17 protein-coding genes are annotated in these 21466 nt (G+C 68.9%); 7 read left to right on the forward strand and 10 right to left on the reverse strand.

Features of this window, described 5'->3' with window-relative positions:
* Window positions 1-115 precede the first annotated feature (115 nt).
* The 5 genes from fabF to ACTIEF_RS14700 all read left to right on the forward strand — a co-directional run bounded on the left by fabF (window position 116) and on the right by ACTIEF_RS14700 (window position 5808).
* Window positions 116-1396, forward strand: a complete 1281-nt coding sequence (gene fabF, locus ACTIEF_RS14680) for a beta-ketoacyl-ACP synthase II (protein WP_439472881.1) — start codon at window positions 116-118, stop codon at window positions 1394-1396.
* A complete protein-coding gene (gene mltG / locus ACTIEF_RS14685; RefSeq protein ID WP_439472882.1) occupies window positions 1397-2524 on the forward strand; it encodes an endolytic transglycosylase MltG in 1128 nt (375 codons plus the stop codon).
* The gene (locus ACTIEF_RS14690) at window positions 2521-3405 is read left to right on the forward strand and encodes a YicC/YloC family endoribonuclease (RefSeq protein WP_439472883.1); all 885 of its coding nucleotides are present in this window, start codon (window positions 2521-2523) and stop codon (window positions 3403-3405) included. Before mltG ends, ACTIEF_RS14690 begins: the two co-directional genes overlap by 4 nt.
* Window positions 3395-4036 (forward strand): guanylate kinase, encoded by a 642-nt coding sequence (gene gmk / locus ACTIEF_RS14695; protein ID WP_439472884.1) that lies wholly within the window; start codon window positions 3395-3397, stop codon window positions 4034-4036. Before ACTIEF_RS14690 ends, gmk begins: the two co-directional genes overlap by 11 nt.
* Before the next feature lie 182 nt (window positions 4037-4218).
* Window positions 4219-5808 carry a hypothetical protein gene (locus ACTIEF_RS14700; RefSeq protein ID WP_439472885.1) on the forward strand — a complete coding sequence of 530 codons (1590 nt, stop codon included), beginning with the start codon at window positions 4219-4221 and terminating at the stop codon, window positions 5806-5808.
* Between the two features lie 3 nt (window positions 5809-5811).
* Here ACTIEF_RS14700 and ACTIEF_RS14705 read toward each other — a convergent pair whose 3' ends face one another.
* A complete protein-coding gene (locus ACTIEF_RS14705; RefSeq protein WP_439472886.1) occupies window positions 5812-7242 on the reverse strand; it encodes a LytTR family DNA-binding domain-containing protein in 1431 nt (476 codons plus the stop codon).
* 130 nt (window positions 7243-7372) lie between these two features.
* On the opposite strand from ACTIEF_RS14705, the gene ACTIEF_RS14710 reads away from it, so the two are divergent.
* Complete coding sequence (locus ACTIEF_RS14710) at window positions 7373-8461, forward strand: serine hydrolase domain-containing protein (protein ID WP_439472887.1); 1089 nt, start codon at window positions 7373-7375, stop codon at window positions 8459-8461.
* Window positions 8462-8660: 199 nt separating this feature from the next.
* Here ACTIEF_RS14710 and ACTIEF_RS14715 read toward each other — a convergent pair whose 3' ends face one another.
* On the reverse strand, window positions 8661-9458 hold the full coding sequence (locus tag ACTIEF_RS14715; RefSeq protein WP_439472888.1) for a crotonase/enoyl-CoA hydratase family protein: 798 nt from the start codon (window positions 9456-9458) through the stop codon (window positions 8661-8663).
* Window positions 9459-10047: 589 nt separating this feature from the next.
* Here ACTIEF_RS14715 and ACTIEF_RS14720 point away from each other — a divergent pair.
* Window positions 10048-11028 carry a TraB/GumN family protein gene (locus ACTIEF_RS14720; RefSeq protein WP_439472889.1) on the forward strand — a complete coding sequence of 327 codons (981 nt, stop codon included), beginning with the start codon at window positions 10048-10050 and terminating at the stop codon, window positions 11026-11028.
* A 66-nt stretch (window positions 11029-11094) separates the two neighbouring features.
* Here the strand turns inward: ACTIEF_RS14720 and ACTIEF_RS14725 are convergent, their stop codons facing one another.
* The 8 genes from ACTIEF_RS14725 to ACTIEF_RS14760 form a co-directional block, all read right to left on the reverse strand.
* On the reverse strand, window positions 11095-12000 hold the full coding sequence (locus ACTIEF_RS14725) for a hypothetical protein (protein ID WP_439472890.1): 906 nt from the start codon (window positions 11998-12000) through the stop codon (window positions 11095-11097).
* A gap of 138 nt (window positions 12001-12138) precedes the next feature.
* Window positions 12139-13278, reverse strand: a complete 1140-nt coding sequence (locus ACTIEF_RS14730) for a pyridoxal phosphate-dependent aminotransferase (protein ID WP_439472891.1) — start codon at window positions 13276-13278, stop codon at window positions 12139-12141.
* 1 nt (window position 13279) lies between these two features.
* Window positions 13280-14152: a 16S rRNA (adenine(1518)-N(6)/adenine(1519)-N(6))-dimethyltransferase RsmA gene (gene rsmA, locus ACTIEF_RS14735; protein ID WP_439472892.1), complete on the reverse strand. Its 873-nt coding sequence runs from the start codon at window positions 14150-14152 to the stop codon at window positions 13280-13282.
* 9 nt (window positions 14153-14161) lie between these two features.
* A complete protein-coding gene (gene pdxA, locus ACTIEF_RS14740) occupies window positions 14162-15166 on the reverse strand; it encodes a 4-hydroxythreonine-4-phosphate dehydrogenase PdxA (protein WP_439472893.1) in 1005 nt (334 codons plus the stop codon).
* Window positions 15166-16509, reverse strand: coding sequence for a peptidylprolyl isomerase (locus tag ACTIEF_RS14745; RefSeq protein WP_439472894.1), 1344 nt, complete (start codon window positions 16507-16509; stop codon window positions 15166-15168). The genes pdxA and ACTIEF_RS14745 overlap by 1 nt, the downstream gene beginning before the upstream one ends.
* An 81-nt stretch (window positions 16510-16590) precedes the next feature.
* On the reverse strand, window positions 16591-19041 hold the full coding sequence (locus ACTIEF_RS14750) for an LPS-assembly protein LptD (RefSeq protein ID WP_439472895.1): 2451 nt from the start codon (window positions 19039-19041) through the stop codon (window positions 16591-16593).
* Window positions 19042-19088: 47 nt separating this feature from the next.
* A complete protein-coding gene (lptG, locus tag ACTIEF_RS14755; RefSeq protein ID WP_439472896.1) occupies window positions 19089-20219 on the reverse strand; it encodes an LPS export ABC transporter permease LptG in 1131 nt (376 codons plus the stop codon).
* Window positions 20216-21406: an LptF/LptG family permease gene (locus ACTIEF_RS14760; RefSeq protein ID WP_439472897.1), complete on the reverse strand. Its 1191-nt coding sequence runs from the start codon at window positions 21404-21406 to the stop codon at window positions 20216-20218. Before ACTIEF_RS14760 ends, lptG begins: the two co-directional genes overlap by 4 nt.
* Window positions 21407-21466: the final 60 nt, after the last annotated feature.

Here is a 21466-nt window from a genome sequence, read left to right on the forward strand (position 1 = left end):
ACCGTTGGGTGCGGACATCGCTCAGCGCAGGAGAACGCCGTTGTCACGCCCGCCTAGCGGTTACGCCCCCGGCTCTCTATTCTCTGCATCGAGATTCACTGTGAAGGATGCAGGAATGCGTCGCGTCGTCGTTACCGGCCTTGGACTTCTGACCCCGCTCGGCTGGGGTGTTGAGCATACCTGGAAGGGTATTGTGGAAGGCCGGTCCGGCATCGGGCCCATCACCGCCTTTGACACCGAGGGCTACGGCTGCACCATCGCGGGCGAGATCCCGTCGGTGGACGGGCGTGGCGGCGGCGTGGCGGGCGAGCCCGGCGTCTTCGACCACGAGAAGGTCATGTCGGCCAAGGACCGCAAGCGCGTCGACGATTTCATCGTCTACGCCATCGCCGCCGCCGATGAAGCGCTGGCCGACGCCGACTGGAAGCCCGAGACGGACGAGCAGAAAGAGCGGACCGGCGTCATGGTCGGCTCCGGCATCGGCGGCCTCGGCCCTATCGCCGATACGGCCATCATCCTCAAGGAGCAGGGCCCGCGCCGGGTCAGCCCCTTCTTCATCCCCATGTCGCTGATCAACCTGACCTCGGGTCAAATCTCGATCCGCCACGGGCTCAAGGGGCCGAACCACTCGGTCGTTACCGCCTGCGCCACCGGCGCCCACGCCATCGGCGACGCGGCCCGCATGATCGCGCTGGACGACGCCGACGTCATGGTCGCGGGCGGGGCCGAAAGCTCCATCGTCCCCATCGGCATCGCCGGCTTCCTGGCCTGCAAGGCCCTGTGCACCGCCTTCAACGACACTCCCGAGAAGGCCAGCCGTCCCTACGACAAGGACCACGCCGGCTTCATCATGGGCGAGGGCGCCGGGATCATGGTGCTGGAGGAGTATGAGCACGCCAAGGCGCGCGGCGCGAAGATCTACGCCGAGGTCGTCGGCTACGGCATGTCGGGCGACGCCTATCACATCACCGCGCCGTCCGAGGACGGCGAAGGCGGTCTGCGGGCGATGAAGGCGGCTCTGAAGCGCGCCGGGATGCAGCCGTCGGACCTCGACTACGTCAACGCCCACGGCACCTCGACCATGGCTGACTGGATCGAGCTGAAGGCCATCGAGGGTCTGGTCGGCGACCACGCCAAGGATCTGGCCGTCTCCTCGACCAAGTCGATGACCGGGCACCTGCTCGGCGCCGCGGGCGCCATCGAGAGCATCTTCTCGGTGCTGGCCATTCGCGACCAGATCGCCCCGCCGACCATCAATCTGGACAATCCGGAGATGGAGACCCCCATCGACCTGGTCCCGCACAAGGGCAAGCCGATGAAGATCGACGTCGCCATGTCCAACAGCTTCGGCTTCGGCGGCACCAACGCCTCGGTCATCTTCAAGAAGGTGGACTGAGTGTTCCGTCGGTCGGTGGAGAAGGGTTCGCCCGGGCGCAAGACGGCGTTTCTGGCCGCCTCGGCGACCTTCAGCCTGTTCCTGATCGCGGCCCTGGTGGCGGCGTGGAGCGTCTTCTACGCGCCCGGCCCGGCGGCGAGGCAGGGCGAGGCGACCATCGTCTCCCTGCCCAGCGGGGCCGGGGTCAGCGCCATCGCGGCCCAGCTGAAGGCCGCGGGCGTGATCCGCTCGACCGACATGTTCAAGGCCGCGGCGACCCTCACCGGGGCCGACCGCAAGCTGCGCGCGGGCGAGTATGAGGTGCCGTCCGGCGCCTCACTGCGCTCGGTCCTGACGCTGCTGGTCTCGGGCAAGGTGGTGCGCCACTACGTGACCCTGCCTGAGGGCTGGAGCTCGGCCCAGGCGGTCGACATCCTGATGCGCCAGTCGATCCTCACCGGCGCGGTCGAGACCGTGCCCGAGGAGGGCAGCCTGTGGCCCGACACCTATGAGATCTCGCGTGGCGACACCCGCGCTTCGGTCATCGCCCGCATGCAGCGCGCGCGCGACGACAACCTGACCCGCCTGTGGGCCACGCGTGGCCCCAACAGCGTGGTCCGCACCATGGACGAAGCCATGATCCTGGCCTCCATCGTCGAGAAGGAGACCGGCGTGCCCGCCGAGCGTCCGCGCGTCGCGGCGGTGTTCTCGAACCGCCTGCGCGCCGGGATGCGGCTGGAGAGCGATCCGACCATCGTCTACGGCATCACCAAGGGCCGTCCGCTGGGCCGGGGCCTGCGCCGCTCCGAGATCGACCAGCACACCGACTGGAACACCTACCAGATCGACGGCCTGCCTCCGACGCCCATCGCCAACCCGGGCCGGGACGCGGTCGCCGCCGTGCTGAACCCGCCGGTCACGGACGACATCTTCTTCGTCGCGGACGGTACCGGCGGTCACGCCTTCGCCCGGACCTATGACGAGCATCTGGCCAACGTCACCCGCTGGCGCGCCATCGAGCGTCGTCGCGCGGGGCTGCCCGCCGAACCGCCCGCGCCGGTCCTGCCCGAGGCCGTTCCCCCCGGCGTCGAGGTCCCGCCCGGCGCCCAGGTCATTCGCGTTCCCCAGCAACCGGCCGCCGCCCAATGACCCGCATCTCCGGCATGACAGGCTTTGGCCGCGCCGACGGGGCGGACGGCGACTGGAGCTGGTCCATCGAGGCCCGCTCGGTCAACGGTCGCAATCTGGAGGTCCGCTTCCGTGGTCCGCCCGGATTCGATAACCTCGAACGTCTCGCCAAGGCCTCCGGCCAGGCCAAGCTGAACCGGGGACAGGTCACGCTCGGTGTTCAGGCCAAGCGCGCCGACGCGGGCGTCGTGGCCCTCAAGGTCAATGAGGACATCCTCGCCCGCTATCTCCAGCTGGCCAACCAGCTGGCGGAGGAGGGGGCGGTGCCGCCGTCCGCCGACGGCCTGCTGGCCCTGCGCGGCGTGCTGGAGGCCCCCGAAGAGGTCGATGACGCCGAGGCCCGCGCCCTGATCGAGACGAAGATCGCCGCCTCCATCGACGCCGCACTGGACGCTCTCAAGGCGTCGCGTGGGCGGGAAGGGGAGCAACTCCTGCCCGTCATCACCGGCTTCATCGACCGGATCGAGACTCTGGTCGCGGACGCGGAGCGGGAAGCCGCCGCCCAGGTCGAGGCCATCCGCGAACGCTTCACCCGTCGCATCACCGAACTGGCCCCCGATGCGCCGGGGCTCGAGGATCGCATCTTCCTCGAGGCCGCCGCTCTGGCCACCAAGGCGGACGTCCGCGAGGAGTTGGATCGCCTGACCGCCCACATCGCCTCGGCCCGCACTTTGTTGCAGCAACCCCCCGCCGGGCGGAAACTCGACTTTCTGATGCAGGAATTTATGCGGGAGGCGAACACCCTCTGCTCGAAATCGGCTACGACCGCGCTCACCGGAATCGGTCTTGAGCTCAAGGCCGTCATCGAACAGCTCCGCGAACAGGTCCAGAATGTCGAATGAACGCACGCCCCGCCGGGGCGTCCTCCTGATCGTCGCCAGCCCCTCGGGCGCCGGCAAGACGTCGCTCTGCCGCCGCCTGATGGCGGACCACGGCGGTCTGGAGCTGTCGGTGTCGATGACCACCCGCGACATCCGTCCGGGCGAGGTCGCGGGCCGCGACTACAATTTCGTCACCCACCAGGAATTCCAGCGACTGATCGACGAGGACGCCTTCCTCGAATGGGCTGATGTGCACGGCAACCGCTACGGCAGCCCGCGCGCCCCGATCGACCGCGCCCTGGCCGAGGGCCGCGATGTCCTGTTCGACATCGATTGGCAGGGCGCCCGCGACATCGCCCACAAATGCCCGGAGGACGCGGTCCGCGTCTTCATCCTGCCGCCCAGCCTCGAAGAGCTGCGCCGCCGTCTGGTGACCCGCTCCCAGGACGCCGACGAAGTCATCGAGCGCCGGATCCAGAACGCCAAGGGCGAGATCGAGCACTGCGACATGTTCGACTACGTCTTCGTCAACGACGACTTCGACCGCAGCTACGCCGAACTGGCCCACATCTACCACGCCGAACGCAGCCGCCGCCGCCGGAACCTCTGGGTCGAGGGCTACCGCAACGCCCTGCTCAACGAGGCGGTCTGACCGCACCACTATCGCTCAAACGACGCCTCCACGGACGGCGCCGGCCTGTGTGGCTATCCACAACCAGAAAGAGTTTTGAGTTGACCGATCTCCCTTAGCGGGATCATCCATAACGAAGTTATCGCGCTGTCCGGGTTTGGAGGCCCGGCGGCTGCGAGGGGCGCTTCGTTCGGAGATCGATCATGTTCACCCGCTCACGTCTCGCGCGCGTCAGCGCGGCGGTGCTTGCTGCAACGGCGGTTCTGATGCCGACGGCCGCGGCGGCTTGGAAGCCGACATCCCACGTCTATTTCGCAGAGATCGCCGCGCGGGACGCCCTGGACGACGGCTACGTCGACATCCCCATTCTCGCGACCGGGGAGGTCCGGCGCTATCGGGTCGACCAGCGGACGATGAACGCGCTGCAGTATGGCCGGGCGCAGTACCGCGCCGGGGTTCTGGGGCCGGACGCCTATCCGGACATCCTGACCGGCCAGCAGGTCATCCACCCCGATCCCCACGACAGCGGCATCCCCCAAGGCTCGGACGCCTGGCTGGAGCATGTGTGGCGCAGCTTCGAGGAAAACAACTGGCGTCATGCCTTCCGGCTGGGCTTCCTCACCCATGCCGCCGGCGACATGTACGGCCATACCTTCATCAACCACTTCTCCGGCGCGCCCTTCACCCTGACGCCGCCTGACAACGCGGTCCGGCACATTGTGCTGGAAGGCTATATCGACAAGCGGCTTCCCGCCGGGGAGCTGACGGGGGACTTCTTCAGCGCGAACATCATTCCCATCCACGACCAGATCTACGCGACCATGGTCGATGCCCGTCCGGGGACGCCGCTGAATGACCTGCTGCCCCGCGCCAGCTCGAGCACCAATATGTCGGTGCCCCGGCTGTTCTCGACCCTGAGAGCCAACCTCGACGCGGATATCAACGCCTACTACGCCCACAAGGCGGACCTGCAGCGGCGGATCGCCAACTGCGGCTGGACGGACTGGAGCTGTTCCAACGTCGCCCTCGGCGCCGAGCTGGCGGCCTATGTGACCGCGAACGGCCTGCAGATCACCTACAAGGAGCGCTGGCGCGACGACATCGACGAGGGCCTGCGTCTGTGGCCGCAGGTCAGTCACGAGGTGGCTCTGGCCCTGTTCTTCAACCCCGATCGCAAGGCGGACACCGAGAAGGCGGACCGGATTCTCACTGACTATTCGACCCGGCATATCCTTTCCATGGCGGGGCTGCCGACTTTCATCGGGTTGAGCATCGCGGTCGTGGGCGACATCATCGAGGCGATCACGCCCGACTGGCTGCTGGAGCCGATCCGGCAGATGAAGGCCGAGCTGCTGGACATGCTGCTGAAGGGCGCGACCGGCATGACCAAGGCGGAGCTGAAGGACTATCTGACCCGGCCGGACCGCTATTTCGATCAGGTCATGCAGACCGGCAATGGCGAGCACATCACCCTGCAGCGGTTCAATCGGGAGTATCTGCGGATTTCGGACCCAGGCTTCCAGAACCCGTCGGAGTCGTTCGATTACCGGGTCCTGCCGGCGAGCTACAACACGGTGATCGCCAGCAAGCTGGTGCTGCTGCCGCAGGACGAGATCAATCGCCTGATCCGCGATCTGGGCGGATCGCGGCGGCTGGAGCGGCCGAATGTGATGCTCGGCTTCGCCCATACGCTGGACGGGTCGGCCCAGTGGCGCAGCGGCATGGTTCTGGCGGCGGACTGTGGCGTCTACCGCAAGGTTTTCAAGCCCATGCCGGGTGACGACTGCGCCTGACCCTCAACCGAGCAGGGCCTCGACCGCCGCGCGACGGGTTCTGCCGACCGGCAGGCGGAGCCCGTCGGTCAGCTCGACGGTATGGCCCTCGCGTCCTGACCGATGCACGGCCACGATGTGCGCCGGATTGACCGCGTGGCTGCGGTGGATGCGCAGCAGGCGGCCCTCGGCGAGGGCGATCAGCGCGGCCAGATTGGCTGTGGACAGCAGTTCGCGGCCGTCGGTCAGGGTGACCAGGCTGTAGTCGTCATCCGCCCGGACGTGCAGCAGCCTCTCGGCGCGGATCAGATGGCGTGAGGCGCCGTTCGGCAGCGACAGGGTCTGATCGGGCGAAGGCGTGGCGGGCGCCGTCGCGGGGCGCCGCAGGACCCTCACCGCCAGCACGCCGAACAGGATCAGGAACAGCAGATAGTAGAGGCCGTCGAGGAAGTAGGCGCTCCACGACAGGGCCAGCACCGCCACGCAGGCGATCTGCACCCATCGCGCGCGCCGCTCGCCACCGACGGCGCCGAGACCCGCGCTGAGCAGGGCGGTGAAGACGCCGGCCCGGAAGGCCCACGCGGCCTTGGCGTCCCACCACGGCGGCCCAAACAAGGCGACCGCAAGGGCGGCCGCCAGTCCGAGGCCGACCCACAGTCTCTGGCGGCGATCCGGAATGAGGGGTGTCGCGCCGAGGCCCAGCACCAGCGCCGCCAGCGCCGCCAGCCCCGCCACCGTCGCCAACCGGGCCAACTGCCAGGGATAGGCATAGGTCAGCACCAGCTTGGACGCCTCGACCGCCGCCTGCGCCAGCACCGCGCCGCTCAGCAGCGTCAGGGCGGCGGCGCCGCAAGGACCTCGCCTCAGTCCCCACAGGACCGCCGCCCCGACAAAGGCCAGCGCCAGCAGGCCGATCAGCAGCAGGGTCGGCAGGTAGTGGCTGAGCGTCCCGCGCAGGGGATCACTGTGCGGACCCACCGCCAGTTCATGGATCGGTCGCCGGATCGGAGCCCACAGGTGGTGCGATGACAGCCAAACCTCGACGATGTTCTCGCCCGGACGAATGCGATCCTGCGGCACGGGGATGACGGCGCTGAAGCGGCCGGGGACTTCCCGCGTCCGGTCCGGCCCGACCTGCCCATTGGTCCCGATCCGCTCGCCATTCCACCAGACCTCGGCGCTGGCAGTGGCGGCGATGTGCACGGCCTGCGGCGAGGTCAGGGCGGCCCGGTCGGCGACGAAGACCGTCCTCAGCGTCGTCACCGGCGCGTCCAGAGACAGATCGGACACATCGACGGACTGGCACCGATCCGGTCGCTCGCACAGGCTCCAGACCGGCGTCGGCCTGTCGGGTGCTGGCGACAGCATGACCGCCAGTTGCGGTGTCAGCAGGACGATCAGCCCCGCGACGGTCAGGGCCAGGGCGACCAGCCGGTTGCGTTCACCGAGGCCCATGGTCGTTCACCGAAACGCCGTTGGCGCGGCCGGGACTCGGGCCGACATCGAGGCGGTGAGGGAGCGGGGTGGCGACCACATGACCGCTCCGTGCCGTCACGGGCGGGTCGAGGCAAGTGAGGAATAACTAATGATCGAGACGCCGCTTTCGCGCCCGGACCGCCGGACGCTGCTGGGGGTCGCCATGGGCGCCGGGGCCGCCAGCCTGCTGCCCGCCGTCGCCCGGGCCGATACGCCTGCGGTCGCCGCCGTGATCGAGGGCATGGTGCGCGACCACGGCTTCCAGGGCGTGGTCCTGCTGGGGCGTCGGGGCCGGGTGCAGAGCGTCCACGCCAGCGGCATGGCCCATATCGGCCAGGGCCTTCCGATGCGCGCAGACACCGCGCTGGGGATCGCCTCCATCTCCAAGCGGCTGACCGCCGTGGCGGTGATGCGGCTGGTGGAGCAGGGGCGACTGTCGCTGGACGGGCCGATCACGACCTGGCTGCCCGACTATCCCGCCGCGACCGGCGCCCACATCACCCTGCGCCGTCTGCTGTCCAACAGCAGCGGGGCGCCCAATCCCTTCCGCGCGGCGGTCGAGGCCGATCCGGCCCTGCTGCGCGAACCCTGGGTCGGAACGGCGGAGGCCGTGCGCCGCCTGGCCACCGGCGATCTGGTGTTCGAGCCCGGCGCCCGGTTCGACTATGCGCTGTCCAACTGGATCCTGCTGCTGGCGATCATCGAGGCGGTCACCGGTCAGCCCTACCCCGAGGCGATGCGCAGGCTGGTGCTGGACCCCTTGGGCATGCGCCACACCACGCCGGTCGCGCCGCCCGATGTGATGTCCTACCGCACGGTCTCTCCGCCGGTGGAATGGACCAACCCGCGCCCGCCCTTCCTGGCGGCGGCGGGCGGCTGGTACAGCACCGCCGCCGACCTGCTGGGGTTCGCTCACCGGGTGTACGACACCCGCTTCCTGTCGGCGGCCTCGCGCGCCGCCCTCACCACCATCGAGGTCGCGTCGGACAGCTATGCCCTGGGCGGTCGGGTGCGGACCGTGTCCATCGGCGGGACCGACGTCCGCGCGGCCTGGGAGACCGGCAACACCAACGGCTACCGCTCGGTTCTGGGCCACCGGCTGGACGGGCGCGGCGCCGTGGTCATCCTCAACAACAACGCCGTCCCGCAACGGACCATGGACGGGTTCGCCGAAGCCCTGCTGCGCGCGCAGGCCTGACCGGTCTTGAACCGGGGAGGGCGGCTCCCATCTTCAACCTGTTGTCTCAACACTCGAAAGGAGGTGGTCGAATGTCTCATTGTCTCACGCCGCGCGCGGCTCTGACGGACGTGACCTCCGCCCTCATGGGGGCTCACGCCTGATCGGCCGCATAGGCTGAACAATGGAAAGGGCCGCTCCGGAAGGGGCGGCTCTTTTGCTATTCGGACGCCGGATCCGCGAACACGGGCGGGCGCTTCTGCAGATTGGCCATCACCGCCTCGACCTGGTTGGGCGAGGCGACCAGCGCGGCCTGTTCCACACTTTCGGCCAGCAGGATCGGCCCGGCGCCTTCCTCCCGCGCCAGATTGGCCAGCCGCTTGACGCCGCGCACGGCGTCCGGGTTGCGCGCGGCGATCTCCCGCGCCAGTTTCAGGGCCTCGGCGTGGGGATCGTCGGCCAGCCGGGTGACGAAGCCCAGGTCCACGGCCTGCTCGCCGGTGAATTCGCGTGCTGTGTAGATCAGTTCGCGCAGCACATCGTCACGCACCAGGCCGCGCCACAGGGCGAAGCCGGCCATGTCGGGGACCAGACCCCATTTCATCTCCATGACCGACAGACGCGCATCGGCGCGGGCGATGCGGATATCCGCGCCGGAAAAGACCTGCAGCCCGCCGCCGAACACCACCCCATGCCCCGACGCGATCACTGGCACGGGCAGGGTGCGCCAGCCCCAGGCGGTCTGCTGGAACAGATTGGCCAGGCCGTGGGTGCGGCTGACGATATCCAGACCCGCCCCGGCCAGCCCGGTCATGGTCTCCATGTCCAGCCCCGCGCAGAACCCACGCCCTTCGCCCGACAGCACCACGGCCCGCAGCCCGGCCTGCGCCGCCAGCCGCGCCGGCGCCTCAGCCAAGGCCTTCAGCATCGGCATATCCAGCGCGTTCAGCTTGTCCGGACGGTTCAGCCGGACGTCGGCGACGCCGTCCTCGAAGTCGATGCTCAGGCGCTCGGTCATGGCTTTCCCCTCAGGCTCGATGTCGGTGGTAGCGGGCTGACCGTGGGGAAGGGAAGGTGGGAAGGGGGTGGAAACCTTCGAGGTCGCGTATGCGCCACTTCCGGACATCGCTCACCTGAGCACTCCAACTTCCGCCCCGGCTCGAAACCCGCCCCCCACCCCCGCGCCTGAACGCCCCCTACGACCGTTTTTGACGCACCGGCCCCTTATCCTCGGGGCCATGATCCTGAGCGACTTCCTCCGTGAACGTCGTACGCCGTCCGACGGGCGGCCCCGCATGCGGGAGATCCATCGGGTCTCCGTGGAGCGGATGAAGCTGGCTCGGCGGCAAGGCGACGGCCGATCCCGCCTTGCCCGCGTTGGAGCCGACGCGGCCACCCCTTCCGGCGGCGCGCGAGGCCGGACGGTGCGGGCAGGCGCTTGTTTGGAAAGTTTCTTTGTCTCAATGTAAAAGATGCTTGACATCACTGCGACGCTGTAGGTAAAGCCTCCTTGTCAAAACGACGCGAAGGCTTGTCATGACCCACCAGACAACCGGCTGACACGGTCTCCGCGACCTCACTGCAAACCTTTGAAAAGGAACACGCTTATGACTCTCCAGACCGTTCTGGGGCATGCCGCCTCGCGCCTTGAATCTGCCGCCGCCGGTCTCCTGATCGGTCTGGCCGCCGGCGCCGTCCTGCTCGGCGGTTCGGCCCACGCCGCCGAGGCCCCCGCCGCCAATACCCTCGCCCAGGCCGCTCCGGCCCCCATCGCCCGCGCCCCCGGCGACGGCCCGGCCCTGTGGGTGGTCCGCGACGCCGACTCCACCGTCTACCTCTACGGCGCGATCCACATGCTGAAGCCCGGCACGGCTTGGGGCTCGGACAAGGTGGACGCCGCCTTCGACAGCGCCTCGGAGCTGTGGCTGGAGATCGCCAACCCCGACGACCAGAGCGAGCTGGGCCCGATCTTCCAGCAGTACGGGGTCGCCCCGGGCCGCCCCCTGTCCAGCTGGCTGACTCCGGACGAGAAGGCCCGCCTGGACGCCGCTGTCACGGGCGTCGGTATGTCCCCGGCCCAGATCGACCCGGTCCGCCCGTGGCTCGCCGCCCTGATGATCGGCACGGGGCCGATGAAGGCCGCCGGCTACGACACCACCCTGGGCGTCGAGATGAACCTGCGCGCCCGGGCCCAGGCGGCGGGCAAGCCCGTGCGCGGTCTGGAGATGATCGGCCAGCAGGTCGGCGGTCTGGCCCGGATGAGCGAGGAAGGCCAGATGGTCTACCTGCGCCACGCCCTATCGACTTGGGACCGCGCCGCCGCCGATCTGGATGCCGCCGTCGCCGGCTGGCTGGTCGGGGACGAGGCCTCGATGACCCGCTTCGCCTATGAGAACGGTCGCGCCATTTCGGAGGAGACCCACCAGACCTTCCTGGCCCGCCGCAATGCCGACTGGGCCGACCAGATCCAGACGCTGATGCAGGGCTCGGGCGTCAGCTTCGTCGCTGTCGGCGCCGCCCATCTGGCGGGGGACGACAAGCTGCAGGACCTGCTGGCGACGCGCGGCCTGACCGTCACGCGGGAGTAGGGCGACGGGGCTCCCCTTAATCGAAGAAGGGCCGCTGCGGACGGGGCGGCCCTTTGGTTTGGGCGATCAGGCGTCGCCGCGCGCCATGGCGGCATGCAGCGCGCTCCAGTCGACCATGAACATGGCCGCCGACAGGCGGGCCATTGGGGCGGTGGCGGGCAACCGCCCGGCGAGCAACTCGTCCCCGGTCTGCCGGGCGCCCTTCACGGTTACGGCCATGGGGTGAATGCCCGGCCGGTTCGAGTACCAGGAGTGATCTTCCGCATAGGCCTCCAGCGCGCCCTGGATGCTCCACGCGGCGCTGGCCGGCTGGTCGGTCACGATGAAGGTCTTCTGGTTGCCAGCGTGCAGGAACTGGATGCGATCGACCATGGACATCGACTGCAGGCCGCGACTGTCGACGTACTCATAGGGGTTCAGCATGACCTCCAGCACGTCGCCCTCGCCCTCGTGGGTCTCGAAGCGGCCGTTTGTCTCCCGGGTGTGGCGACTGTTCAGCCGAATGGGCTTGGCGCGCAGGGTCAGGGAGGCGGTCAGCAGGCGCTCGTTGGGGGGCGTGGGGGTCACCCGGATGTTGATGTCGCCGATCAGGCTGGCGCCCCGGATGTCGGACAAGGACGGCTGGGCGATCAACGCCCGGTAGGCGGCGTCCAGCGGGCGTCGCAGGGCGTCGATCTCCGCTTGGGTGATCCGGGCGTAGATGTTGGGCTGATGAACGTGCAGGTTGGGCCGCTCGCTGATCACGCCGGGCGCATAGTCGTCGGGGCTGCCGCCCAGCACGGCGTCGGGGCCGTGGGATCGCCAGAAGGCCAGCGTGGTTCGGGGCGCAAAGCGGTCAGTCGGCAGCCGGTATCCGGAGCCCGTGGAGGCGCGGGGGCGGACCGTCTGCAGGGCGAACGACGGCGCGGCGACCGACTGCAGTCCGAGCCCGAACGCGCCGCCCAGCAGCGCACGTTTGTTCAGCGAAAGCATCAGGGACATCCAGCGATGGGGAAGGACGGTCCTTGTCGCTCACTCGCCCACGACGGGCAGGCGGCCTGCGACCGGCGCCGCCGGCCTGAGACCGGGCGACGAAGGCCCGCGATCGCGCGATCAAAGTCTGGTCGGGCGTCAGCGCCCTGCCGTACGGGCCGCGAACCACGGCGTCATCCGCCGCAGGGCATCCTCGACCTCCTCGGTCGAGACGGCGAAGCTGAAGCGCATGAAGCGGTGGCCATGGACCGGATCGAAGTCCACGCCCGGCGCGGTCGCCACCCCGGTGTCGCGCAGCAACTGTTCGCAGAACGACAGGCTGTCGTCGGTCAGATGGCCGATGTCGGCCCAGATGTAGAAGGCGCCGTCGGGCGGGGCGATGGAGCGCAGGCCCAAGGCGGGTAGAGCGGCCAGCATCCGCTCGCGGTTACGGGCGTAGGTGGCGACATAGCCCTCCAGCACCGCCGCCTCGTCCATCGCCGCCAGACCGGCGTGCTGGGCCAGCGACGGGGCGGTCAGGAACAGGTTGCCGATCCGCGCGCGACAGGCCGCGACATGGTCGTCCGGCGCCACCAGCCAGCCCAGCCGCCAGCCGGCCATGCTCCAGTATTTGGAGAAGCTGTTGATGATGAAGGCGTCTGGCGCGAAGGCCAGCATCGACGGCGTCGGACCGACATAGCTCAGCCCGTGGTAGATCTCGTCGGAGAGGATGCGGATGCCGCGCTCGGCGCAGACGGCGGCGATGGCGGCCAGTTGCTCGGCGGCGATGATCGTGCCGGTCGGATTGGCCGGGCTGGCCACGATCAGGCCCGCAGGCGCCGGATCCAGCGCCGTCACCGCCTCGGCGGTCAACTTGAAGCGCACTTCGGGGCCGCAGTCGATCTCGACCGGGACCATGTGCAGGGCTTTCAGCGTGTTGCGATAGGCGACATAGCCGGGCCGGGCGAGGGCGATCCGGTCGCCGGGCGCGAAGGCCGCGTTCAGGGCCAGCACCAGGGCGGGCGAGGCCCCGTTGGTGATCAGGATGTTGTCCGGATTGACCGCCGTCTCGTACCGCTCGTCATACAGCCTGGCGATCCGCTCGCGCAGGGGCGTGCTCTCCCAGTAGCCCATGGCGTCGACGTCCAGCACCCGATGGGCCTCGGCAAGGGCGGCGGGCGGGGCGCCGGTCGACGGCTGGCCAAACTCCATGTGGATGATCGACCGTCCCTGAGCCTTCAGGGCGTGGGCCAGACGGCTAATGCCGATGGCGCGGAACGGGTCGATGTCTGCGGTCACGTCAGGTCCGCTTGCGCCGCATCAGGGTGGCGCCGCCATCAGTCGGGGCGGTGGGCTGTTCAAGTCCGGCGAAGGCGCGGGCCAGTCGCAGGAAGCCGCCCAGATCGATTACCTCGGCCCGGTCCTCCGGCGAAATCCCGGCCCGTTCGCACAGCTCGGCCCCGCCCAACTGCTTCAGGCTGGACCGCAGCATCTTGCGGCGCTGGCCGAAGGCGGCGGCGGTCACCCGCTCCAGCGCCTTCAGCAGTTCACGCTCCGGACGATCCTCGCGCGGGACCAGATGCACCACGGCGCTGGCCACCTTCGGGGGCGGGGTGAAGGCGGCTGCGGGCAGGTGCATGACCAGCTTGGCCTCGGCTACCGCCTGCGAGATCACCGCCAGCCGGCCGTAGGCGTCGTCGCCCGGCTTGGCGACCACGCGCTCGGCGACCTCCTTCTGGAACATCAGGGTCAGGGACGCGGGCGTCCACGGCCCGGTCAGCCATTTGATCAGCAGCGGGGTGCCGACGTTGTAGGGCAGGTTGGACACGAGATGCGCCGGTCCCTCGACCAGCTGGTCCTCGCGCACGTTCAGCGCATCGGCCTCGACGACCGTCAGCCGTCCATCGCCGCTGTTCAGCTCGTTCAGCAGGGGGATGAACCGCGGGTCCTTCTCGACCAGCACCACCTTGCCCGCATCGCTCTCCAGCAGCGCCCGCGTCAGGCCCCCCGGACCCGGTCCGACCTCGATCACCGCGCGGCCCTCGAAAGGCCCGGCGAAGCGAACAATCTTCCGCGTGACGTTCAGGTCCAGCAGGAAGTGCTGGCCAAAGCTCTTCTTGGCGGCCAGCCCGTGGGCGTCGAGATGTTCGCGGAGGGTCAGATCGGTGGTCACGACTGCTGCCTAGCGCACCGCGCGCGCCGCCGCCATCACTCCGGCCAGCCGAATGGCGGCGATCAGGCTGTCGGCCCGAGCCACGCCCTTGCCCGCGATCTCGAAACCGGTGCCATGGTCCGGCGAAGTGCGCACGACCGGCAGGCCGAGCGTGGCGTTGACTCCGCCCCAGAAATCCAGCGTCTTGACCGGGATCAGGGCCTGGTCGTGATACAGGCAGATGGCGGCGTCATAGGTCGCGCGCGCCTCTTCGTGGAACATGGTGTCGGCGGGCAGGGGGCCGACGATGTTCAGGCCCTCGTCGCGCAGGGCGTCCAGCGCTGGGCCGATGACCTCGATCTCCTCCAGCCCCAGCGCCCCGCCTTCGCCCGCGTGGGGGTTCAGTCCGGCGACGGCCAGACGCGGTCGGGCGATGCCGAAGTCCCCCTTCATCGACTCGTGGACTACACGGGCCGTCCGCTGGATGCGCTCGGCGGTGACCAGTTCGGGAACCTGCGCCAGCGGCGAATGGATGGTCACCAGACAGGCACGCAGGTCCATGGCCGTCAGCATCATCACCGGGCCGCGGGTGCCGGCGAACGGGGCGTCCGCGGTCAGTTCGGCGATGAACTCGGTATGGCCGGGAAAGCGGAACCCGGCGGCGTAGAGCGGGGCCTTGGCGATGGGGGCGGTGACAACGCCCGACGCCTCGCCGGACATCGCCAGATTGACCGCCTGCTCGATCCAGTCGGCGACGGGACCGGCGTTGGCGGGGCTGGGTATGCCGGGCGTGACCGGGCCGGGCAGGGGCTGGTCCAGCACCGGAATGGCGCGGGAGAAGGCGCCGGGGGCCTCGCTGATGTGGGGGATGGACTGGACCGGCTGGCCCTGCGCGCGCAGCAGGGCGGCGTCGCCGATGACGGCGAAGACAGGACCCTCAGCTTTGAGGGCCGCCCAGGCGCGGGCGATGATCTCGGGCCCGACGCCCGCCGGTTCCCCCATCGAGAGAGCCAGCGGGGCGGGCGTGAGGCTCATCAGTTCTTGTACTCGATCAGAGCGTCAGCCCGCAGGTCGCGCATGTAGCGGCGGCCCAGGGTCGAGATGTTCTGACGGAACAGCTGGTTTTCGACCGCGCGGGCGGTGGGAGCTTCGCTGCCGCCGACACGGCGACCGCAGACGGCTAGCAGGTGCAGGCCCAGCGGGGTGCGCACCGGGGTGCTGATCGAGCCGATCTCCGCCGAGCGGGCGACCTGCTGGAACTGCGGGGCCAGGTTCTGCACGTCCGACTCGCCCAGGTCCGCGCCGAGCAGACCCTGTTCCGAGCGGGCGCGGGTCAGGATGTTGTCGCAGGTCAGCTGGCCGCGAATGCCGTCCAGTCGCTGCGTCGCCGCGGCGACTTCGGCCTCGGTCGCCGTTTCCGGCAGTTCGATCATCACCTGCTTCATGGCGACCAGGCTGGCCGAGGCGCCGTCACGCTTGTCGCGCATGTAGATGATGTAGACGCCGCCTTCGACCGGGATCGGGCGCGACAGCTGACCGGCTTCGAGCTGGTCCAGCGCCTGCTGAAGGGCGGGCTGGACCGTGCCTTCGGCGACCCAGCCGGCGTCGCCGCCGCGGGTGGCGGAGGGCGCAGCCGAGAACTGCTGGGCCACGGCCTGGAAGGGCGCGCCCTGGACCATCTGCTGGACCAGTTGGTTGGCGCCGTTCATGGCGGCCTGCTGACCGCCGACGCGGCTGGCCTCGATGTAGATTTCGCCGATCAGGTACTGCTTCTTGGACGCGGCCTCATTGGCCTGACGCAGGGCGGCGTCGACGGCGGAGCGGCTGACGCGGGCGCGGCTCTGGAAACGACCGCCGACCAGCTGTTGCCAGCCGATCTCGGTGCGGATCTGGTCACGGAAGGTCTGGGGACGAATGCCGCCCTGGGCCAGGTACTGGAGATAGTTTTCGGCGCTGGTGCCGACTTCCTGCGCCATCTGGGCGATTTCCTGATTCACCTCTTCGTCGGTGACCTTCAGGTCCTCGTATTTGGCCAGTTCCTGGTTCTGCAGACGCTCATCGATCAGCGCGTTCAGGGCCTGCTGCTGGATCGCCGGAATGTTCTCCTGCGTCGGCTGGACCTGGGTCATGGCGATCAGCAGCAGCATGCGCTGGCGCAGGTCGAAGCCGGTGATGACGCTGTCGTTGACCGTCACCAGAATGCCGTCGGCGAGCTGGAACTGCGGCGCGGCCGCCGGGGCGGCGGTCGGGGCCTGTTCAGCAGCCGGATTCAGCGTCCCGGCGGCGGCGGGCGCCTGTCCCGGAGCGGTCTGGGCCACGGCCGAGCCGGCCAGCAGGGCGGCCATGGCCACGCCCGTCAAGTAACGCTGCAAACGCATGTCAGTCCTGGTTCCTCAAGCGGCGCTCTCCAGTGCGAACAAGGGGATTGCGCGCGTCGCGCAGCCCGAGTCGCGCGTCGGTCAGCGCCCGTCGCCCTGTCCATACCCTGTACCGCCGAAAGTGGCGAGGTTTAGGCGTATATAGATGCCCTCGGACGGTCCGGTAGGACGCACCCGTGTGTTGTCGCGGCGCCACCCGATCTCGAAGCGCAGGCAATCGTCGTCGAACAGCAGGCCGACTTCCGAGCGGGTGATCAGGTCCCGCTCAAGATCGGCGATGCCCTGCGCGGCCACGCCCCAGTTGCCGTAGACGAACTGCTGGGCCTGGACCTGTACGAATTCGAAATTGCGGTTCAGCGGTCCCGCCAGCGGGTTCGAACGGTCCACGACATAGCTGAGCGTGCCCATGTTCCGCAGGCCCCAGCGACCATCCATGGCGACTTCTGCGCGGCGGATGTCACCCGACGAATCGATGGTGGCGTGGCCCCAGCCGCGGATGCGGTCGGAGGGCGAGAAGCTGGCCTGCACCACCCAGTCGGAGGTGTCGGCGGCCAGGCCGGTCGGATCGTAGAGCGAGCCCGTCGTCGAATCCGGCACCGGGATCAGGAAGGCGTTCTGCTCGCCATTGCGGAAGCTGCGGCCGACGAACAGGCTGGCCTGGCGGCTATCGCCCCAGCGCAGGGTGGCGCGGGCGCCGGTGGTCAGGCGCAGCCCGCCTTCCAGCAGGTCACTGCCGGGGAAGCGGTCTATGCGGAACAGGGAGCTTTCGTCCAGCTCCAGAGTCTCGCTGTCCTCATTGGGGATGCGCGAATCCAGATCGGGGTTGGTCGACACCGACAGCTGGGCCATCGGCTCCAGAATCAGGTCGGCGTCCGGGCCGAGGCGGCGGATCAGCGGATAGGAAACGTCCACTCCGGCGGTGGCGCGGCTGCGGGTGATGGTATCGCCCTCGATGCCCAGCATCGGCGGCAGGTCGCTGACGGAGTAGACGTCGGCGCGCACATCGATGAAGGGTTCCCAGCGGATGCCGACGGGCGCGATCATCACCCGGCGCCATTCGGCCTGGCCCGAGACGCGGCGGCTGTCGACGCCCGGATAGCCGACGGCCGAACCGGTCGGGATCACCTCGGGGCGCAGCACGGGGCTGCCGATATAGTCGTCGCGCGACAGCGAAACGGCCGACCCGCGCAGACGCAGGCGTCCGCCCAGCACCGGACCGTTCGGCTCCCAGCGAGCTTCGATCAGCGGCGCGACATAGGGCAGGTCGCCGTCGCTCTCGAAGACGTTCAGCGCCGGGGTGTCGTTGAACTCCTTCACCCGCAGGCTCTGGATCGAGAAGGCCGCGACCGACAGATAGGACCGCTCGGTCTGACGCTCGGCGTAGATCTGCGAGATCAGGCGGCGTTCGTCGCCGTAGTAGAGGCCGTTGTCCTGATAGGGCGAACGGACGTCGTAGCGGTCGAACAGGGTCTTGTCCGAGGTCCGCTCGGCCGTGAAGCCCCACCGCCACGGCCCGACCGGATCAAAGGCGCCGTGGCCGATGAAGTAGCTGCGGCTGGTTCGGTCGCCGAACAGGACATCGCTGTTGATGAACCCGTCGCCGTCGATGTCGAAGTCGCCGAAATTGCGCTCGTAGGTATAGCCGCCGCGCAGGACGATGGTCCCGTCAGCGAACCGCCGACGCCATTGCAGGTTCAGGAAGGGCGCGACTTCGGTGTTGATCTGGGGGCTGATCAGCCAGTCTTCCGACGGCGAGACCACGTGCAGGTATGGAACCTCGACGCTGAAGCCCCGGCCCTGGTCATAGGCGGGGATCGGGACCAGCAGGCCCGACGCGCGCTCGACCGTCGGGTCGGGGTGCGAGAATACCGGCAGGTAGAAGACCGGGACCCCGCCGATCCGGAACACCGCGTTGCGATACAGGATGGCGCGCAGCGCCTCGTCCTGGACCACGTTTTCGGCCTGAATCGAGATGCTGGGCTGTTTGGTGTTCCCTTCGGCGTCGCAGATCGGGCAGGGGGTGAAGATGGCGTAGTTGAGCTCGTTGACGTTCTGGCTGCGCCGGACCGCCGTCGCCGCCATCAGGCTGGCGCCGTTGCGGAAGCGGGTGGCGAAATCGACGGCCACGCCCGCGCGCATGTCCGAGTCGATCTGCATCTGGCTGGCGAAGACCTGATTGCCGCCGGGATCGGTGAACTCAACGCGGTCGCGGGCGCTCGCGACGCCCAGGTTCAGGTCATAGCTGATCTCCCCCGCGCGCAGGGTAGTGTTGCGGAAACGGGCCAGAACCCGCTCCTCGCCGCCGCGGGCGGTGATCACATTGCCGGCGCGGGTGGTCGAATCAGCCTCGATGTAGACGGCGCCGGGCGTCAGGCCGTCGGGACCCGGCTGTTCGGCCGTTTGCGGGGCTGCGGTCGGGGCCTGCTGGGCGAAGGCGGCGCCGCCTGAGGCGACCAGCGCCACCGCGCCCGCCCCGGCCAGAAGCCGGCGGCGCAGGGCTGCGGTACGGGGCCAGCGGCGGTCACGCTGCATGCAAGCTCACTTCAAGAAAAGGCGGGGGCAGGGAAGCGACGGATCGCTTAGCCGTCCTCGGTATAGAACAGCAAGGTGAACGCGGCGAGCGCTGTCAGCAACGGTGGCAGCCAGGCGGCCAGCCAGGGCGGGATGACCTCGGCCGAACCGAAGGCTGACGCGGCCTGATTCACGAAGAAGAAGGCGAAGCCCAGGACCACGGCGGCGGCGCTCATCCGGGCCAGATCCCCCAGACGCATCAGGCGCAGTGAGAAGGCCGCGGCCAGAATCGACATGGCGGCGAACATCAGCGGCGTGGCCAGAAGTTGCTGCAGGCGCAGCGTGTAGGCGGTCGATGAGAAGCCGGCCTGCTCGATTCGCGCGATCTGGGCGGGCAGGGACCAGAAGGGCGTCGACTGCGGACGGGCGAAACGCTCGAACGCCTCCTCGTCGGCCAGGCTGGAGGGCAGGTCGAGGGTGGCGTACCGCACCGCGCGTTGGCCGATCTGGGCGCCGACGGCGTCGATCAGGCGCCAGCGTCCGGCGCTCAGTGAAGCCGAGGCGGCGTCGATGCGTTCCGAGAAGGTCCGCAGGCCTTCGCCGTCGTTGGTGTAGATGAAGAAGGTCACGCCCAGCAGGCGGCCGCCCGCGCGGTCCTGACGATTGGCGCGGATGACCATCTGGCGGCTGTCGTCGCCCTCGCGGATCCAGACGGCTTGAGGCGCATCCGATCCCGCGACCGAGCCGGACAGACGGGCGCGCTCGCGCTGGAACAGGCCGTCAGCGGCCGAGGCGGTGGGACCCAGCGCCGTCACCGTCAGGATGCCGAACAGGAAAGCGAAGCCTGCCGCGGGCAAGACGAAACGCCAGGCCGATACCCCAGCGGCGCGCATGGCGATCAGCTCGCTGCGCCGGTTCAGGCCGACGAAGGCCGCCAGCGTCCCGAACAGGAAGACGAAGGGCAGCAGTTGGATGATCACTTGCGGCGACTTCAGCAGCATCAGGCCGAGGATGCGCAGGGCCGACAGATCGACATCCGAGCCGACGCCCCGGGAAATCTCGACGAAGTCGATCAGCATGATCAGAGCCGCGATCACGCCGAAGGCGATGGCCAGCGACCGGCCCTGCTGGACCAGCACATAGCGTTCGATGCGGCCAAGGCGCAGCCAGGGCGCTTTCAGGGAGGTGCGACTGGTCATGCGAACCTCGCTCTCAGGCGTTCCAGCGCGGGCCATTTGCGACGACGCCGCGGTTTCAGGCCCCGGAACAGCACGCGCAGCGCGATGGCGGTGGCGATGAGCGGAAGCAGGTACTGGAATATGTTCAGCCAGCCGTTCCAGGCGCTGGCGGCGACCACGGCGTAGCCGAGGATGCGGACCAGCAGGAAGGCCGCCGCCGCCTTGGCGATGCGCAGGCCATAGCCGCTGCGGCTGAACGCTCCGCCCATCAGCGCCGCCAGCGCCATGGCCATGGCGACAAGGGCGTAGAGCGGCGCGCTCAGGCGCGAATGGCCCTCGGCCATCAACTCACCCGCCGATCCGACCCGGTCGAGGTCGCGCGGCGACGGGTTGAACAGTTGCGGCAGATAGAGGTCGGTCGGCTTGAAGCGGACGGTGTCGTTGACGTCGACGTACTGGGACAGCGGCAGGTCCTGCCGTCCGAAGGACAGATACTCCAGCACCCCGCGCGAGGAGTAGCGCTGCCAAGAGCCGTTCAGCAGGGTCAGATAGGGCTGACCGTCGATGCGGCTGAACCGCGCCTCGGCGGCATCCCAGGTGGTCGTCTTGTCGCCGTCTTGGACATAGACGAACAGATTCTTGAGCAAGCCGTTCTGTTCGATCTGCTGCACATAGACCGTCAGCCCCTTGGGCCCCTGGACGAAGCGGCCCTCCTCGACAAGCAGGGCGGCCAGGTCGGTGCGGACGGCGAAGGTCTCGTTGCGCGCGGCGCGCTGGGCCCAGGGCTGGGCCACCGTAGTGATGAACAGGGTCAGCAGGGTCGCGATCACCGCCAGCTTCACCGCCGGACGGATGGCCTGCCACCGCGTCACGCCCGAGGCGAAGACGGCGGTCAACTCCTGCTCGCGCTGCAGCCGGGTCAGGGCCGAAAGGGCGCCCACGAACAGGCCGATGGGGATGATGACAGCAAGCAACTGGGGCAGGGCCAGCAGCGTCAACTTGACCATCACCCAGACGCTCTGGCCGCGTTCAACGATGAACTCAAGCTGGTCCAGACTTTGGCTAAGAATGCCGATTCCGGCCAGCGCGGCGCACGCAGCCAACACAGGGCGGCCGATCTGCCGGAAAAGGTAGCCTTGAATCAACGTCATAAGGGAACGGAAATCGCCCGTTGCAGCCAGCGGCGAGGGAGAGCATCTAATACACATCCGTTTGCGCCGGTGAAACCGCGCGAACAATCCCACTCGCACAAGACCGGGGCGTACATC

The organism is Brevundimonas sp. (assembly GCF_051858995.1).
GTDB lineage: Bacteria > Pseudomonadota > Alphaproteobacteria > Caulobacterales > Caulobacteraceae > Brevundimonas.

What these genes read in the sequence shown, in the direction of transcription:
- ACTIEF_RS14760 (WP_439472897.1), bottom strand. Translation starts at nt 21,406, where the DNA reads ATGTGTATTAGATGCTCTCCCTCGCCGCTGGCTGCAACGGGCGATTTC.
- ACTIEF_RS14710 (WP_439472887.1), top strand. Translation starts at nt 7,373, where the DNA reads ATGATCGAGACGCCGCTTTCGCGCCCGGACCGCCGGACGCTGCTGGGG.
- ACTIEF_RS14690 (WP_439472883.1), top strand. Translation starts at nt 2,521, where the DNA reads ATGACCCGCATCTCCGGCATGACAGGCTTTGGCCGCGCCGACGGGGCG.
- lptG (WP_439472896.1), bottom strand. Translation starts at nt 20,219, where the DNA reads ATGACCAGTCGCACCTCCCTGAAAGCGCCCTGGCTGCGCCTTGGCCGC.
- ACTIEF_RS14705 (WP_439472886.1), bottom strand. Translation starts at nt 7,242, where the DNA reads ATGGGCCTCGGTGAACGCAACCGGCTGGTCGCCCTGGCCCTGACCGTC.
- gmk (WP_439472884.1), top strand. Translation starts at nt 3,395, where the DNA reads ATGTCGAATGAACGCACGCCCCGCCGGGGCGTCCTCCTGATCGTCGCC.
- ACTIEF_RS14725 (WP_439472890.1), bottom strand. Translation starts at nt 12,000, where the DNA reads ATGCTTTCGCTGAACAAACGTGCGCTGCTGGGCGGCGCGTTCGGGCTC.
- ACTIEF_RS14720 (WP_439472889.1), top strand. Translation starts at nt 10,048, where the DNA reads ATGACTCTCCAGACCGTTCTGGGGCATGCCGCCTCGCGCCTTGAATCT.
- ACTIEF_RS14745 (WP_439472894.1), bottom strand. Translation starts at nt 16,509, where the DNA reads ATGCGTTTGCAGCGTTACTTGACGGGCGTGGCCATGGCCGCCCTGCTG.
- ACTIEF_RS14700 (WP_439472885.1), top strand. Translation starts at nt 4,219, where the DNA reads ATGTTCACCCGCTCACGTCTCGCGCGCGTCAGCGCGGCGGTGCTTGCT.
- pdxA (WP_439472893.1), bottom strand. Translation starts at nt 15,166, where the DNA reads ATGAGCCTCACGCCCGCCCCGCTGGCTCTCTCGATGGGGGAACCGGCG.
- ACTIEF_RS14750 (WP_439472895.1), bottom strand. Translation starts at nt 19,041, where the DNA reads ATGCAGCGTGACCGCCGCTGGCCCCGTACCGCAGCCCTGCGCCGCCGG.
- ACTIEF_RS14715 (WP_439472888.1), bottom strand. Translation starts at nt 9,458, where the DNA reads ATGACCGAGCGCCTGAGCATCGACTTCGAGGACGGCGTCGCCGACGTC.
- fabF (WP_439472881.1), top strand. Translation starts at nt 116, where the DNA reads ATGCGTCGCGTCGTCGTTACCGGCCTTGGACTTCTGACCCCGCTCGGC.